This window comes from Chitinophaga sp. Cy-1792 (genome assembly GCF_011752935.1).
Lineage (GTDB): Bacteria > Bacteroidota > Bacteroidia > Chitinophagales > Chitinophagaceae > Chitinophaga.
This window is the reverse complement of the sequence record NZ_VWWO01000003.1, coordinates 659,406-675,067: the sequence shown is the minus strand read 5'-3', so window position 1 is coordinate 675,067 and position 15,662 is coordinate 659,406. Positions and strand designations below refer to the sequence as shown.

Genomic DNA, 15,662 nt, shown 5'->3' with positions numbered 1-15,662 from the left:
AACACTGCTTTACCGAAACTGACAATTCATGTTTTCTACATTCATAAAACGACCGGTGCTATCACTGGTCATATCTCTTATTATCACATTGGTAGGGCTTTTAGCGCTATTCACGCTGCCTGTTACCCAATTCCCGGATATCGTACCGCCGTCGGTAACTGTAACGGCAAAGTATACCGGCGCCAACGCCGAAGTATGTGCCAAAGCCGTAGCTACTCCCGTAGAAAGAGCCATCAACGGGGTTCCCGGCATGACGTATATGTCGTCCGTATCCAGTAACGACGGTATCACCGTTATCCAGGTGTTTTTCCAGGTAGGCACCGACCCCGACCAGGCCGCTGTAAACGTGCAAAACCGCGTGGCCACCGTCATCGACGAATTACCGGAAGAAGTTATCAAAGCCGGTGTTACCACCGAAAAAGAGGTAAACAGTATGCTGCTCTACCTCAACATCATGAGTGAAGACACCACACTAAACGAACAGTTTATCTACAACTTCGCCGATATCAACGTACTCCAGGAACTGAAACGTATTGATGGCGTTGGCCGCGCGGAAATCATGGGCGCCAAGGAATATGCGATGCGTGTATGGCTGAAACCCGACCGCATGCTGGCTTACAACGTCTCTTCCGAGGAAGTGGTGCAGGCAATACGCAAACAGAATATCGAAGCGGCTCCCGGAAAAACCGGCGAAAGCTCCGATAAAAATCCACTGATGCAGCAATATGTTCTACGCTACACCGGGAAATTCTTCGAACCTAAGGAATATGAAAATATCGTCATCCGCGCCGGCAATGACGGCACGGTATTACTGCTGAAAGATGTATCTGACGTGGAGTTCGGCGCACTCACCTATAGCATGGTTTCCAAAACCGATGGCAAACCATCTGCTTCTATCATGCTCAAACAGCGCCCGGGTTCCAACGCACGCGATGTTATCAACAACGTAAAAGCCAAAATGGAAGAAATGAAAAAAACTTCATTTCCTCCCGGCATGACGTTCAACTTCAACTACGACGTTTCCCGCTTCCTAGATGCCAGTATCCACGAAGTAGTACGTACGTTGTTCGAAGCCTTTATCCTGGTATTTATCGTGGTGTTTATCTTCCTGCAGGATTTCCGCTCCACACTCATACCGGCTTTAGCCGTTCCTGTAGCCCTGATCGGCACATTGGCATTTATGCAGATGATGGGCTTTTCTATTAACCTGCTCACCTTATTTGCCCTTGTTCTGGCCATTGGTATTGTGGTAGATAATGCCATTGTAGTGGTAGAAGCAGTACACGTGAAGATGAGCGAAGAACATCTGCCACCAATGGAAGCCACACTGGAGGCGATGAAAGAGATCAGCGGCGCACTGGTAGCCATCACACTGGTGATGTCGGCGGTATTTATTCCGGTGGCGTTTCTCTCTGGTCCGGTGGGCGTTTTCTACCGGCAATTCTCGCTTACACTGGCTATTTCCATCGTCATTTCCGGTATCAACGCAGTAACGTTAACGCCTGCACTCTGTGCCATCATGCTCAAACACAATCATGGCACACCGAAGAAGAAAAGCCTGTTACAGCGTTTCTTTGCAGGCTTCAACAAAGGTTATAATGCTACTGAGAATAAATACGCTTCACTGATTAAAAAGATGGCTGGCCGCCGCGTCATCACCATCGCCTGCCTGATCTTCTTCTTCATCGCAACCTGGGGAGTGAGCGCCATCCTCCCTTCCGGCTTCATTCCTACGGAAGATCAGGGTATGATCTACGTAAACGTAACAACACCACCAGGTGCTACTGTTGAACGTACAGAAAAGGTGCTCGACGAGGTTCAGGCCATCGCCGCGCAATCTGATGAAGTGGAGTCTGTATCTACACTTGCGGGATATAGCCTGGTAAATGAAGTGGCCGGCGCCTCCTACGGCATGGCCATGGTCAACCTGAAACCATGGGAAGACCGTAAGGCATCCGTACAGGATATTATAGAAAGATTACAGAAAGAAACAGCAGGGGTGGCAGATGCCTCCATCGAGTTTTTCCCACCTCCAACCGTACCCGGATTCGGTAACAGTAGCGGTTTTGAGCTGCGCCTGCTCGACAAAACCGGCGGTAACGATATCAAAGAAACGGCCGACATTACCGATAAATTCATTGATGCGCTCAAACGCCGTCCTGAAATAGGTAGCGCGTTTACCAGCTTCGACGCCAGCTTCCCGCAGTACATGATTCATGTAGATCAGGCCATGGCCGCAAAGAAAGGTGTCAGCATCGACAATGCCATGAGTAACCTGCAAACACTGATGGGTAGCTACTATGCGTCTAACTTCATCCGCTTCGGACAAATGTATAAAGTAATGGTACAGGCAGATCCGCGGTACAGGACAAAACCGGAAGACCTGCTGGCATTACATGTGAAGAATGATCGTGGGGAGATGGTATCCTACGCGGATTTTATCAAACTGGAACGCGTATACGGACCTGAACAACTTACCCGTTACAATATGTACACCGCCGCCATGATCAATGGCGACGCGGCTCCGGGATATAGCAGCAGCCAGGCAATACAGGCGGTACAGGAAGTGGCCGCAAAAGAACTGCCTCGCGGTTATACGTATGAATGGAGCGGGATGACAAGAGAACAAATCCTCTCCGGCAACCAGGCGATTTACATTTTCATTATCTGCCTTGTATTCGTATACCTCCTGCTGGCAGCACAATACGAGAGCTTCCTGTTACCATTGCCGGTAATCCTCTCTTTACCCGCCGGTATTTTCGGGGCTTTCCTCTCCTTAAAATTATTAGGACTGGAAAACAATATCTATGCACAGGTAGCACTGGTCATGCTGATTGGCCTCTTAGGTAAAAACGCTATCCTGATCGTAGAATTTGCCATCCTGAAAAACAAGCATGGCGCGAATGTGCTGGATGCGGCCGTAACAGGCGCGGTGTCCAGGTTAAGACCAATTCTGATGACCTCCTTCGCGTTCATCGCCGGTCTGATACCGCTGTGTATCGCCAGTGGCGCAGGCGCTATGGGTAACAGGTCTATCGGTACTGCTGCCGCTGGCGGTATGCTGATAGGAACCATTTTCGGCGTGATCGTCATTCCCGGACTCTATGTCCTCTTTGCATCCATGACACGTAAAAAGAAGGAAGTACTAAACAGTTACACGAATGAATAATCAAAAGAGATACTTACGTTATAGCATATACGCACTTACACTTGTTACAGGTGTAAGTGCCTGTAAGCTGCCCAAACAGGTAGCTACACCCGTGCCGGTAACATTGCCGGCGGCTCCTGCAGACACCATCGATCTGGCAGCATTGACCACCGTTTTTAAAGATGCTAATCTTAAAACACTGATAGATACTGCACTGGCAGCCAATTTCGACCTGCTCGCCGCCAGCCAGCGCGTGGTAGTGGCGCAGTCGCAGCTACGGATGGCCCGCAATGCCTGGCTGCCACAAGTCAACGCTGTGGTGAGCGCCGGCGCCGATAAATATGGCGACTACACCCTCAACGGTGTTGGTAACTATGATACCAATCTCTCACCCAATATTGATAAAGACCAGAAAATACCGGTGAGTCCTACGCCGGAATTCTTCGTTGGCTTCAGAAGTACCTGGGAAATAGACCTGTGGGGAAAACTGCGCGCTCAGAAAGACGCCAGCTATTCCCGGTACCTGGCTACCCGGGAAGGACAACGCCTGCTGCGTACACAGGTGATTGCCGGCGTAGCCACGCTGTACTACGACCTCGTAGCGCTGGACCATGAACTGAACATCATCCGTCGCAATACGGACCTGCAGCTGTCTGCCCTTAACACCGTAGAAGTGCAAAAAGCCGGTGGCCGTGCTACAGAGCTGGCAGTACAGCAGTTTAAAGCACAGCTCCTCAGCACGCGTGCACTGGAAAACACCGTCAAACAACAGATCGTTGCCACCGAAAACCAGCTGAATGCACTACTGGGACGTTTACCACGGCCCATTGTTCGTAGTACCGACACCGTTAGCCTGATTCCCGGTGCTATCAGCACAGGTATACCGGGTACACTGCTGCTACAGCGCCCGGATATACAACAGGCCGAACTGGAGCTCGCCGCCGGCAATGCAGATGTAAAAGCAGCCAGGGCAGCCTTCTTCCCTTCGCTGACCATCACGCCATATGCAGGCTATAACGCTTTTAAGGCGGAGCTGTTGTTTAAATCTCCTGCAAGTATTGCCTGGGGCGCCCTGGGCGCACTCACCATGCCGGTATTCAACCAGCAGCAATTAAAATCACAGTTTAATATAAACCAGGCCAACGCCCTGACAGCCTTTTACCGCTATCAGCAAACGATCGTTGACGGCTATTCGGAGGTATCCACCATCATGAATAAAGTCCTCAACGAGCAGGATACCTGGAAGTTAAAAACAGAAGAAGTAGCGGTATTAAGAGAAGCAGTATCTACTTCCAACCTCTTGTTTACCACCGGCTACGCCAATTACCTGGAAGTTATCACTGCCCAGAAAAGCGTGCTGGAAGCGGAATTAACGCTGATCAGTACCCGTAGAAATGTTTATCAGGGGATGATTACATTATATAGAGCGCTTGGTGGGAATTAGCCTCCTGTCGTTTATATCCGAAAAAGCAAGGGGTCGGCCAATGGCCGACCCCTTGCTTTTTCGGATTTGCCGATTGCCGAAGGCGATCGCCAAATCCGGAAAACTTAATATTATTTCTTGTGCTGGAACAGCCATTCCACCACACCTGGCTCCTTAAACACATTATCCCAGCTGTTATGCTGTACACCCGGATATTCAGTGTATTTATATTCCACACCCAGACTTTTCAGCTTCTCCGCATATACCCTGGAACCCTGCACCGGCACTACCGGGTCAGCATCTCCATGGAAAATCCATACCGGTACCTTACCGGCAAAATTACCTGCAGCGGCTACATTACCGGCACCACAGATAGGAAAGGCAGCAGCAAACATTTCCGGGTATTTGGTGATCATATAGAAAGTACCCATGCCGCCCAGCGATAAACCACCGATATATACCCTGGAAGGATCTATTTTACCAGTGGCCAGCAAACTGTCCAGCAGCGGCTTCAGCAGGGCTGTTGGCCTTGTGGGGGCGCCATCAATCGGAAAATCCACACCTGTTACCTGGTTGTTGCCATCCCGCTGAATATTCATCGGGGCCCAGGTGGTGTTGGCAGGGCATTGCGGAAAGATAACATAGGCAGGATATTTTTCGCGCAGACTATCAGTAGCAAGCCAGGCGCCACCATGCAGCAGCTGTGCCTTATTATCACTGCCACGCTCGCCTGCTCCATGCAGGAATATGATCAGGGGATAACGTTTCTGAATATCATAATGCAAAGGGGTCATCATACGGTAACGAAGCGTATCACCCTTATGGATATACGATTCGTAACTGTAAACAGAGTCGGGGATTTGTGCCTTCACATTCATACCCAATACCAATATGAATAAGCACAGCAATAACGGATAGCGCATAAGAGGAAATTTTACCTAATATACTATCAGAACTGTGTTATTGCAAGTTAGTATTTAAGAATGAAATGCTGTTTGCTCTTAAGGTCTTTGCGGAAAAATACTAATCCAATGAAAAACAGGTCAATGGTGCAGGTTACCTGTTCGTTGTCCTGGATCCGGTGCCATACTTCTTCCATGTCCGGTGTCCAGTGAATATCATCAAATATCAATACGGTGTCTTCGTGCACATATTTCAGTGCTTCCAGGAAGTAATTCCAGGTGGGTTCCTTACGGTGGTTGCCGTCGATATACATCCAGTCCAGACTACTTAACTGAGGCAATAATTCCGGTAGTACCGTGTCAAAATTGCCTATTCGCTGCTGGATGTTGTTAATATGGAGGGAGTCAAAATTCTTTTTAGCCTGCGCTGCAATATTCGGACATCCTTCTATCGTGTATACGGTAGCGTTAGGGTCCCCTTTGGCCATATAGGCGGAAGAGAGCCCCATGGAAGTGCCCAGTTCTACAATATTCTTAGGCTGCAGGTGTTGGATCAGGCGGTAAAACAGCTGCCCGAACTTAGGTTGTTTGGCTGCATAGCGGGTGATATCCGCAATTTTCCGCTCATTTCCTTTAGATACCAGTGAGCCGGCGCCCAGGTCCGTTACCTGGATGGTGCCTTCGCTGGCCAGTAATTGTTTGCGCAACAGTTCAATCTCCCCAAACTCAGGACGTTCCTGCTTATCCCGCAATACATCTTCTATCAGCGAAAATACAAAAGGGGAATGCACGTCATGTCTGTTACCTGCGGTAAGATAATACCGGAGATATTTTCGGGCTACGGTGATCTGTTGCGCTAAACTCACTATATCTGGTTATTTCGTTAATAAATCTTTCCTTTGATGATGCCCCATTTATGCAGTCGATGTTGGAGAGATACCCTTAATACACCCAGGCCGTAAATGGCGCTGCGCTTAAAGTTGATACTGCTCGCCTCATCGAAGTATTTTGTAGGACAGGTTACTTCTGCGATATCATAACCTTTCATGAAGATCTGTGAAATCATCTCATTATCAAACACAAAGTCGTCATTATCAGCCATATAATTGATATTTCTCAATACTTCGGCTGAAAAAGTACGGTAACCGGTATGATATTCACTCAGTTTCTGACCAACCAGGATATTCTGGGTTAATGTTAAGAAACGATTAAATACGTATTTGTACATCGGCATTCCTCCCTTTAAGGCGCCTTTTCCAAGGATACGGCTGCCGAAAACCACCGGGTAAACATCATTTGCAATGATACTGCACATGGCGGTAATCAGCTTTGGCGTATACTGGTAGTCCGGATGTAACATAACAACAATATCGCCTCCGAGTTCAAGCGCTTTATTGTAACAGGATTTCTGATTACCACCATAGCCCTTGTTTACATCATGGCGGATAATATGCTTAATACCCAGCTCCTGCCCAACGGCTATCGTATTATCCTTGCTGCAGTCGTCTACCAATACAACTTCATCAACAATGTCAAAAGGGATTTCCCTGTATGTCTTCTCCAGCGTAAGCGCTGCGTTGTAGGCCGGTAACACTACCACGATCTTTTTCTGATTCAGCATGAAGGTGGATATAATTTGTAGGTTTAGGGTGCAAAGGTAACTTACCTTATGATAATTCAAAATATAATTGAACAACCATCCATCATGATTTAATTTTAACTGTTATTAATTATTTATCTTTGTTCCTTGATGTTTTTGGCATCATATTTTCTTAAATTTTTGTTAACAAAAAGCAAAAGAAGCATGTTAAATCACCTACCAACGGAAATGCGGCATGGTTACAGCTTAGGTCCAAAGCGCGGCGTGGCATTACCGTTAGTAAATCTGGCTGAAAAACCTAACGCTAAAAAATGGTGGAAATTAATCCCGGTGTTGTTTGTGTTGCTATTATCTTTCAACGTACAGGCCCAGGAGCCGGAATTAAAATCAACCGTAGCACCAACTATTAAAACTTCTGACACAACAATTAAAAAAATCCTGGACGAAATCCAGCGTATAACAGACAGCGATAAACAAAACACTAACTATATTCAGGCACTCTTACAAGGTAAAGAGCTGGACAACATGGATAAGTATAACCTCATTAAAATGAATGTTATCAATGCCAGCGAAACATACTACCTCCTGAATAAAAAAATCATTGACTTAAAATCACGTACTACTACCAATAACCTCGATGTATTCATTACATCACTCAACAACCCGGAAAGTAAAGCCCTTGGCTTCTCCCTCAGCGATCGTATCGTTGACCTGGTCGAAAAAATCATCCTCCAGAATAAATCTGATAAAGGAGATAAAAACAGTAAAATAGTGGAATCAACAAAATCCATTATCAACAGTCCTATCTTCCAGAGCTTTACCTCCCTCACACCACCACTGGCCATCGCCAACTCCGTGATGAACTTCCTGCACAGTGTGAGCGTAAACAACAAACAGATCAGCCAGAAAAATCTGCAGGAATTTGAAAAAGAACTGAATAAATACGTAGTATACTATACAGCGCTCAATGATGCCAACCAGAAGTTCGAATATGGCCTTAACTTCAATAAAGACCAGCTCGGACTCCTCCAGGAAAATCTCTTTGACCACCTGTCGTTTACCGCCACCAGCCTGAAATTCCCACCTCCACAGAAAGGAAATCAGCCGCTGAGCCAAACCATGAACGAATACTTCTTCGACTTCAAAAAAGACAAGGTCATCGACTTCTTCAATCAGCTGGAAGCCAAATATACCGGCAAAAACAAGCGTATCGACTATGAGTCCTTACTGCGCGAAAATCCAAACCTGAAAGAAGTAAACAACCAGCTGGAAGACCTCGTACTGCAAACAAAACGTTTCGAAAACCTGTACAATGAGTACTTCACACTCCTGGATTCCTACTATTCCAAAGTGAACAACGGTCTCAAAATTGCACAGGATAACGGCCTCGCCGATAAAAGCATTATCGATAACAAACAGGCCGAATTCAGAAACCTGAAAACCGAAGCTGTACAAGAAATCCAGGCTTCCATCAATATCAAAGAACTCTACCAGAATACAGAGAAAATCAAGTACCGCTACAGAATCTTCTAGTAGTCATCCTGATAAAAATTACCGGTATCGGGGATTTAAGGTTAAAACATCCTTAAATCCCCGATTTCTTTTTGATATTATATAGATTTTATCGATACCTTTACCGCATTAAAGAAAGCAAATGACGACTGTACAACTGGAGTATATTGTTGCGGTAGATACCTACAGAAGTTTTGTAGTAGCAGCAGAGAAATGCTTTGTAACCCAGCCCACACTGAGTATGCAGATTCAGAAACTGGAAGACGAACTGGGTATCAAACTTTTCGACCGTAGTAAGTTGCCTGTGGTGCCAACAGAAATAGGCGTGGCAGTCATCGCACAGGCAAGAATCATCCTCAAGGAAAATGCGCGTATCCGCGAAATCATAGCAGACCAGAAAAAAGAAGTACAGGGAACGTTGAAAGTAGGCATTATTCCTACCCTCGCACCCTACCTCCTACCACGTATCCTCACGGGTTTCATGAAAAAATACCCGAAGGTGAAACTGGAAATCTGGGAATATCCTACAGATCAGATCATGCAGCAACTGAAACAGGAACTGCTCGACTGCGGTCTGCTGGCCACTCCGCTGCACAATCCACACCTCGAAGAACACCCGCTGTTCTATGAGTCCTTTGTAGTATACACCTCCCGTAATCACCAGCTATTCGAGAAAAAGGTCATCCGCGCGGAAGACCTGGATGTCAAGGAAGTATGGCTGCTCAACGAAGGCCACTGTATGCGCAACCAGGTGCTGAATATCTGTAAAGATAAATTCACCATGGGCGAGTACAAAAACCTGGAATACAATACCGGCAGCGTCGAAACGCTGAAACGTATGGTAGACCTCAACGAAGGTTATACCATCCTGCCTGAACTTTCCCTCCAGGACCTGAATAGCAAACAACTAAGCATGGTTCGCTATTTTAAGACCCCTGAGCCGGTTCGGGAGATCAGCCTGGTTACTCACAGGCACTTTATAAAACAGGCGCTGATTGAGGCATTTAAAGGCGAAATACTGGCACATGTGCCCGAAAAGATGAAAGTGCAAAGGAATAAGAAAGTGGTAGAGATCGTTAACGATTAATCTCCCGCGACGGGAACACTGATAAGCGGCGCTGATTCCGATGCGCGAAGCGCAACCTCCCCACCCGAAGGGTGGCTCCAACACCTGATACCGAAGGTGTCAGGTGAACAAAATCGCTACTATCAATCTACATAAAAAAAGCCAATAGCAACCGCTATTGGCTTTTTCTTCTGCACAAAGTGCTATTAAGATTTACCTACCGGTTTGTAATATTTCATCGCCTCCGGCATCAGTCCCTGCAACGCCTGAATACGACGCTCATCGCTGGGGTGTGTGCTCAGAAACTCAGGTGGCTTGCTGGTATTGGCACTCATCGCCGCCATACGCTGCCAGAAAGGAATCGCTTCCTGTGGGTTGTAACCCGCCAATGCCATGAAGATAATACCCAAATGGTCCGCCTCCATCTCATCTGTACGGGAGAACGCCAGAATACCAACGTTACCGCCAACGCCAATAGCCTGGTTGAACAGGTTTACTGCCGCCGGATTCTTACCCAATGCTACCGCACCGGCAACCTGAATACCCTGCAGTGCCGCCTGCTGGCTCATACGTTCATTTCCATGCTGTGCAATGGCATGCGCAATTTCATGCCCCATTACCACTGCCAGCGCAGTCTCGTTCTGGGTTACGGGCAACAAACCAGTATATACCACTACTTTACCGCCAGGCATACACCAGGCATTCACTTCTTTACTATCTACCAGGTTGAATTCCCATTTGTAATTGGAAACTGAAGCCCCATTTCCCTGCTGGTTCATGTAATTGGTAACAGCTGCGGCTATACGCTGGCCTACACGTTTTACCATATCGGCATCCTTGCTCGTAGTTTGGGATACTACTTTATTGGAGGTCAGGAAGGTCTGGTATTCTGTTAAAGCCATGGATTCCATGGTACTTTCGGGGAACAGCAGTAACTGTTTTCTTCCAGTTATAGGCGCCTTACCACATCCGTACATAAGGCTTGCGACAGTAAAGAAAAGTGCGATCTTTTTCATGGGTTTGTCAATTCAGTTTTGTGAAAAGCGCTGCAAACGTAAGAAATATTTATGTTTTATGTTATTTCTTCTGCTACAGCAAATCCAACGCCAACCCAGCCTGTGGCAATAAAAAAAGAGCTTACTGAATCATATTCAATAAGCTCTCTTATATTTAAAATAGTTTTAAATGCCGCTTAGTGGTGCTTTTTCTCCCTGTTTCGGAACAAAGGCACCTTGCTCTCATTTCCTTTCAGCAGCCTGGTGATGTTTTTCTGGTGCGTCAGCACTACCATCAAAGCTACTGCTATAGCAAATATGCGATAGAATATTTCAGGTTCATTGAAGATATACAATATCAGGATCGGGAAAGCGATACTAGCTATGATAGAGCTTAATGATACATATCTTGTCAGAAATAAAATCATCAGAAAAACGCCTACGCAACACAATGCTACCAATGGCTGAATAGCCAGTACCAGCCCAAAGAGCGTTGCAATACCTTTACCACCACGGAAGTTTGCCCAGATAGGAAAAATGTGACCTAATACAGCTGTCAGCCCCAGTCCGATCTGGAAGTTCACCAGCTGAGTCAGGTGCTCCGGATCATGATAGTAAGGTGCCAGGTAAGCGAGACGAACTGCCAGTACGCCTTTCAGCATATCCACCACCATCACGAAGGTACCCGCCTTCGGACCCAGTACCCGGAAGGTATTGGTTGCTCCGGCATTACCACTGCCATACTCACGGATATCCATACCAAACACGCCTTTACTTACCCACACGGCGGTTGGTATAGAACCTATCAGATAAGCGCAAACAAGCAATAAAAATTCTGTCATCACGAAAAGTTAGGAATTGCAAGATAACGAATAATGTGTTAAAATTAAGCGAATATTAGAAATACGAATAACACAAAAGTTGGAAAATCAATAACTTTTATATGTATTTTTTCACATGCTCAATTGTTATTGCACATTAAACTGTAGTGCCAGCCAGTTGTTCTTCTCTATTCTCTGCTGTAGGTGAAATCCGTGCGGTGTAGCAGCTGCTACGATCTGTGTCTCGTCGGTTGGCATTATACCACTTAGCAAAAGGATGCCGCCAGGGGATAATATCCGGCGCATGTCTGCCATATATTGCAACAGTACATTAAAATTGATATTCGCCAGCAAGATATCATATTTTTTTGAAATAGCATCCAGATTATCCGCCTGCCAGACCTGTATTTTAGTTGTATGATTGGCCTCCAGGTTCTCTTTTGTATTGTTTACTGCCCATTCATCATAGTCGATGGCATCCACTTCCTTCGCGCCCAGCTTCTCCGCCAGGATCGCCAGAATGCCGGTACCTGTACCAAAATCAAATACCGTCTTGCCTTCAAAGGAAATATCACGCATCAGCCTGATCATGGAAGAAGTGGTGGCATGATGCCCCGTTCCAAAAGACATCTTCGGCGTTATCTCAATCACATGTTGCGGCGCAGGATCAAAAGCCGGGTGGAAATCTGCCCGGATACCACAAAAATCATCTACCAGCACAGGATCAAAATTACTCTCCCAGACAGCATTCCAGTTCTGCTGCTGAATCAGTTCCTTCGTATAGCTTAAATTTGTACCGAGCATTTCCTGTAATACCTGCTCATCAAAATCTGACTCAGGTATAAATGCTACCAGCTGCGTTTCCTGCTCTTCAAAACCTTCGAATCCTACAGTTGCTAACTGCGCAATCAGGATCTCTGCCTGATCCCCGCTAACGGGTATTGTTATTGCAAAATGTGACATATGCGGCAAATATAAAGAATCCCCACATTAACGCTGGCTTATTAAGATGTTGTAAAAGAATGAAATAATATTATATTTGATTTTTATTAATATCATATCATAAACCTATGAAAACATTATTGCTGCTGGTATCAGCCGCCCTGGTCTCCTGCACGGCCATGGCACAAACCGTTATCAAGGTACCTCCTCCGGAAAAGCCATTCACCGACTCTATCGTATATGAAGGGGAAAACGCCACGATCATTATCAATCGTCAGGATGTAATGGATTACATGAATACGCTCGATACTTCCCTGCCACGCCAGCAATACAGCGGCCGCGCCATCAACCACCTGACTTTCGTGAAGTTCAGCAAAGCTGATATGGCCGCCCATTTCCAGAAAGCCTTTTGCTTCCTGGCAGACTCTTCCCATACTGATATCCGGTATGTTTCTACTAAAATGTATATGATCTGGGATGAAGATGAAGGCATTCTGCTGCCTTACCTGGAAAGCATCATGGCCGACCTCCTGAATGCCGCCAAGGTAAAGGTAATCCAGAAGTTTGCCATGCCAAAGCTGCCGGTAACAAGCTATAAGCTAATCGTAGAGCCGGTAAATGGCCGCTCATTCAGGGTTTTCCGCCTCAACGACGGTAAGCAGATATTCAGGGAAAGTACCTATGCTGCAGAAGAACAGCTGGCACGCAGGTTCTGATAAAGAGAGTTATTTCACGCCCTCCGGGCAGATGATATGGCAGCAATGCCTTAAAATAAAAACGGCCTCTACTCAGTAGAGGCCGTTTTTTATTTTTCTCTGAAAAACTTATTGTTCATCAAAGTAAGGTTCCTGTGGCTTTTCAGGCTGGTTACGATCTTCGCGCGGGCCACGATCTTCACGTGGACCTCTGTTATCGCGTCTGTCGCCACCGCCATTGCGTCTGTCGTCACGTGGACCTCTGTCGCGTCTGTCGCCACGGTCAAAACGATCACCACGGTCGCCGCGATCACCTCTTTCACCACGCTCTTCACGCTCAGGTCTTTCCACATAACCTTCAGGTTTAGGCATCAGCACTTTACGGCTGAGTTTGAACTTACCAGTCTTAGGATCAGTACCGGTCAGTTTCACTTTTACCTTTTCACCTTCAGACAGTACACCTTCCATTGTATCCAGGCGTTTCCAGGATACTTCGGAGATATGCAGCAGTCCTTGTTTACCAGGCATGAATTCTACGAATGCACCGTAAGGCATGATAGATTTCACCACTGATTCATACACTTCTCCTACCTCAGGAACAGCCACAATGCCTTTGATCCATCTCAGGGCTTTTTCCAGACCCTCTTTCTGTGCAGAGAAGATGCTTACCTCACCGGTTTCACCAACTTCTTCGATGTTGATGGTAGTACCGGTTTCGCGCTGGATTTCCTGAATGATTTTACCACCTGGTCCGATAACTGCACCGATGAATTCACGATCGATGACAATTTTCTCCATGCGTGGCGCATGTGGTTTAGGTTCAGGACGTGCGGCAGGAACTACGTCATACATCGCGTTGACGATATGGAGTCTGCCGTCTTTTGCCTGGGCTAATGCCTGGCGCATAACGTCCATGCTGAGACCATCTACTTTGATATCCATCTGGATACCGCAGATACCATCGCGGGTACCGGTTACTTTAAAGTCCATATCACCCAGGTGATCTTCATCACCGAGGATATCGGTCAATACAGCCCATTTACCATCAGCAGCACGGGAAATAAGACCCATAGCCACACCGGAAACGTGCTTTGGTAAAGGCACACCCGCATCCATCAGTGCCAGTGATCCGGCACATACTGTAGCCATGGATGAGGAACCGTTGGATTCAAGGATATCTGATACCACTCTCACTGTATAGGCGTATTCGCTGCCTGGCATCATCTGCTTCAGGGAACGCATCGCCAGGTTACCGTGACCTACTTCACGACGGCCTGGGCCACGCATAGGTTTCACTTCACCGGTGGAGAATGGAGGGAAGTTATAGTGTAAGATAAATTTAGTGTAGTTGGAAGTAGCTGCAGTTTCGATGAGCAGTTCATCTTCCGGTGTACCCAGGGTAACAGTAGTCAGGGACTGTGTTTCGCCACGGGTAAACAGTGCAGAACCATGCGGAGAAGGCAGGATATCAGTTTCCATAGCCAGCGGACGAACCTGCTCCAGGGAGCGGCCATCCAGGCGGATACGGTCATCCAGGATCATGTTACGGATCACTTCTTTCTCCAGGTCATGGAAGTATTCGCCAACCAGTGGAGCATCTTCTTCAGGCAGTTCACCCAAAGATTCTTTCAGCTCGGTAGCGATTTTTTTGAAGGCATCACTACGGTCGTGCTTGGCAGACGCAGATTTTGCTACTTCATAGATTTTATCTTTAGCGAAAGCAATCACTTTTGCTTTCAGTTCTTCGTTCTGGTGAGGTTTGGTGTATTCACGCTTACCGGTAATACCTTTCAGTTCTGCCAGTTCCTGTTGCGCTTTAACCTGAACTCTGATAGCAGCGTGAGCAGCCTCAATCGCATTAATCAGGTCCTCTTCCTGGCACTCTTTACTTTCACCTTCCACCATCATGATGTTCTTTTCAGTAGCACCAATGATGAAGTCCATATCAGCAGTAGCCAGTGCAGTACGGTTAGGATTGATTACATATTGTCCGTTGATGCGTGCAACACGTACTTCAGAAATAATTTCCTGAATAGGTACGTCAGAAACAGCCAGTGCAGCAGAAGCGGCCAGACAGGCCAGTGCATCAGGCATTACTTCAGGGTCAGAAGAAACCAGGGTTACTAAAACCTGTACTTCACATAAATAATCGTCGGGGAACAGTGGGCGTAACGCACGGTCGATTAATCGGGAAATCAGTACCTCGGAGTCTGACAGACGGCCTTCACGTTTGAAGAAGGAACCTGGGATACGGCCGGCGGATGCAAATTTCTCCTGGTAGTCAACAGTAAGAGGGAAGAACGACTGTCCAGGTTTGGGTTCCTTGTTAGCCACTACGGTAGCCAACAGAATACAGTCACCCAGACGCACCGTAACAGCACCATCAGCCTGACGGGCTAACTTGCCGGTTTCGATGGTCACTATACGACCGTCGCCTATATCGAATTTCACTGAAATAGGTGTCAGATTCATAAATAAGTGCGGATTAAATGTGAGTTGCAATGATCACAACACAAAACGTATGCATACAAAAAAACTATTCCCAACCAGAAAGTTGG

The 15,662-nt window shown here is 46.7% G+C and carries 12 protein-coding genes; 5 read left to right on the top strand and 7 right to left on the bottom strand.

Features of this window, described 5'->3' with window-relative positions; genetic code table 11:
• The first annotated feature begins 28 nt into the window (after positions 1 to 28).
• Together F3J22_RS28105 and F3J22_RS28100 are read left to right on the top strand one after the other, a co-directional pair.
• Positions 29 to 3,169, top strand: a complete 3,141-nt coding sequence (locus tag F3J22_RS28105; protein ID WP_167021301.1) for an efflux RND transporter permease subunit — start codon at positions 29 to 31, stop codon at positions 3,167 to 3,169.
• Positions 3,162 to 4,592: a TolC family protein gene (locus F3J22_RS28100; protein ID WP_167021300.1), complete on the top strand. Its 1,431-nt coding sequence runs from the start codon at positions 3,162 to 3,164 to the stop codon at positions 4,590 to 4,592. The genes F3J22_RS28105 and F3J22_RS28100 overlap by 8 nt, the downstream gene beginning before the upstream one ends.
• A gap of 110 nt (positions 4,593 to 4,702) precedes the next feature.
• On the opposite strand, the gene F3J22_RS28095 is transcribed toward F3J22_RS28100, so the two are convergent.
• The 3 genes from F3J22_RS28095 to F3J22_RS28085 are packed head-to-tail and all read right to left on the bottom strand — an operon-like array spanning position 4,703 to position 7,094.
• Positions 4,703 to 5,494: a PHB depolymerase family esterase gene (locus F3J22_RS28095; RefSeq protein ID WP_205195754.1), complete on the bottom strand. Its 792-nt coding sequence runs from the start codon at positions 5,492 to 5,494 to the stop codon at positions 4,703 to 4,705.
• A 47-nt stretch (positions 5,495 to 5,541) separates the two neighbouring features.
• Positions 5,542 to 6,339: an O-methyltransferase gene (locus F3J22_RS28090; protein WP_370459478.1), complete on the bottom strand. Its 798-nt coding sequence runs from the start codon at positions 6,337 to 6,339 to the stop codon at positions 5,542 to 5,544.
• A 17-nt stretch (positions 6,340 to 6,356) separates the two neighbouring features.
• Positions 6,357 to 7,094: a glycosyltransferase family 2 protein gene (locus F3J22_RS28085; RefSeq protein ID WP_167021299.1), complete on the bottom strand. Its 738-nt coding sequence runs from the start codon at positions 7,092 to 7,094 to the stop codon at positions 6,357 to 6,359.
• A 183-nt stretch (positions 7,095 to 7,277) separates the two neighbouring features.
• Here F3J22_RS28085 and F3J22_RS28080 point away from each other — a divergent pair, with 183 nt between their 5' ends.
• Positions 7,278 to 8,606: a hypothetical protein gene (locus tag F3J22_RS28080; protein WP_167021298.1), complete on the top strand. Its 1,329-nt coding sequence runs from the start codon at positions 7,278 to 7,280 to the stop codon at positions 8,604 to 8,606.
• 121 nt (positions 8,607 to 8,727) lie between these two features.
• Entirely contained in the window at positions 8,728 to 9,672 is a 945-nt protein-coding gene (locus tag F3J22_RS28075; RefSeq protein WP_167021297.1) for a hydrogen peroxide-inducible genes activator, read from the top strand.
• Positions 9,673 to 9,857: 185 nt separating this feature from the next.
• On the opposite strand, the gene F3J22_RS28070 is transcribed toward F3J22_RS28075, so the two are convergent.
• The 3 genes from F3J22_RS28070 to prmA all read right to left on the bottom strand — a co-directional run bounded on the left by F3J22_RS28070 (position 9,858) and on the right by prmA (position 12,430).
• The gene (locus F3J22_RS28070) at positions 9,858 to 10,667 is read right to left on the bottom strand and encodes a M48 family metallopeptidase (protein WP_167021296.1); all 810 of its coding nucleotides are present in this window, start codon (positions 10,665 to 10,667) and stop codon (positions 9,858 to 9,860) included.
• Between the two features lie 176 nt (positions 10,668 to 10,843).
• Positions 10,844 to 11,488, bottom strand: a complete 645-nt coding sequence (gene plsY, locus F3J22_RS28065) for a glycerol-3-phosphate 1-O-acyltransferase PlsY (RefSeq protein ID WP_205195753.1) — start codon at positions 11,486 to 11,488, stop codon at positions 10,844 to 10,846.
• A 126-nt stretch (positions 11,489 to 11,614) separates the two neighbouring features.
• Positions 11,615 to 12,430, bottom strand: coding sequence for a 50S ribosomal protein L11 methyltransferase (prmA, locus tag F3J22_RS28060; protein WP_167021294.1), 816 nt, complete (start codon positions 12,428 to 12,430; stop codon positions 11,615 to 11,617).
• A gap of 107 nt (positions 12,431 to 12,537) precedes the next feature.
• Between prmA and F3J22_RS28055 the strand changes: the two genes are divergently transcribed.
• Positions 12,538 to 13,125 carry a hypothetical protein gene (locus F3J22_RS28055; RefSeq protein WP_167021293.1) on the top strand — a complete coding sequence of 196 codons (588 nt, stop codon included), beginning with the start codon at positions 12,538 to 12,540 and terminating at the stop codon, positions 13,123 to 13,125.
• 108 nt (positions 13,126 to 13,233) lie between these two features.
• On the opposite strand, the gene F3J22_RS28050 is transcribed toward F3J22_RS28055, so the two are convergent.
• The gene (locus F3J22_RS28050; protein WP_167021292.1) at positions 13,234 to 15,576 is read right to left on the bottom strand and encodes a polyribonucleotide nucleotidyltransferase; all 2,343 of its coding nucleotides are present in this window, start codon (positions 15,574 to 15,576) and stop codon (positions 13,234 to 13,236) included.
• Between the last annotated feature and the right edge of the window lie 86 nt (positions 15,577 to 15,662).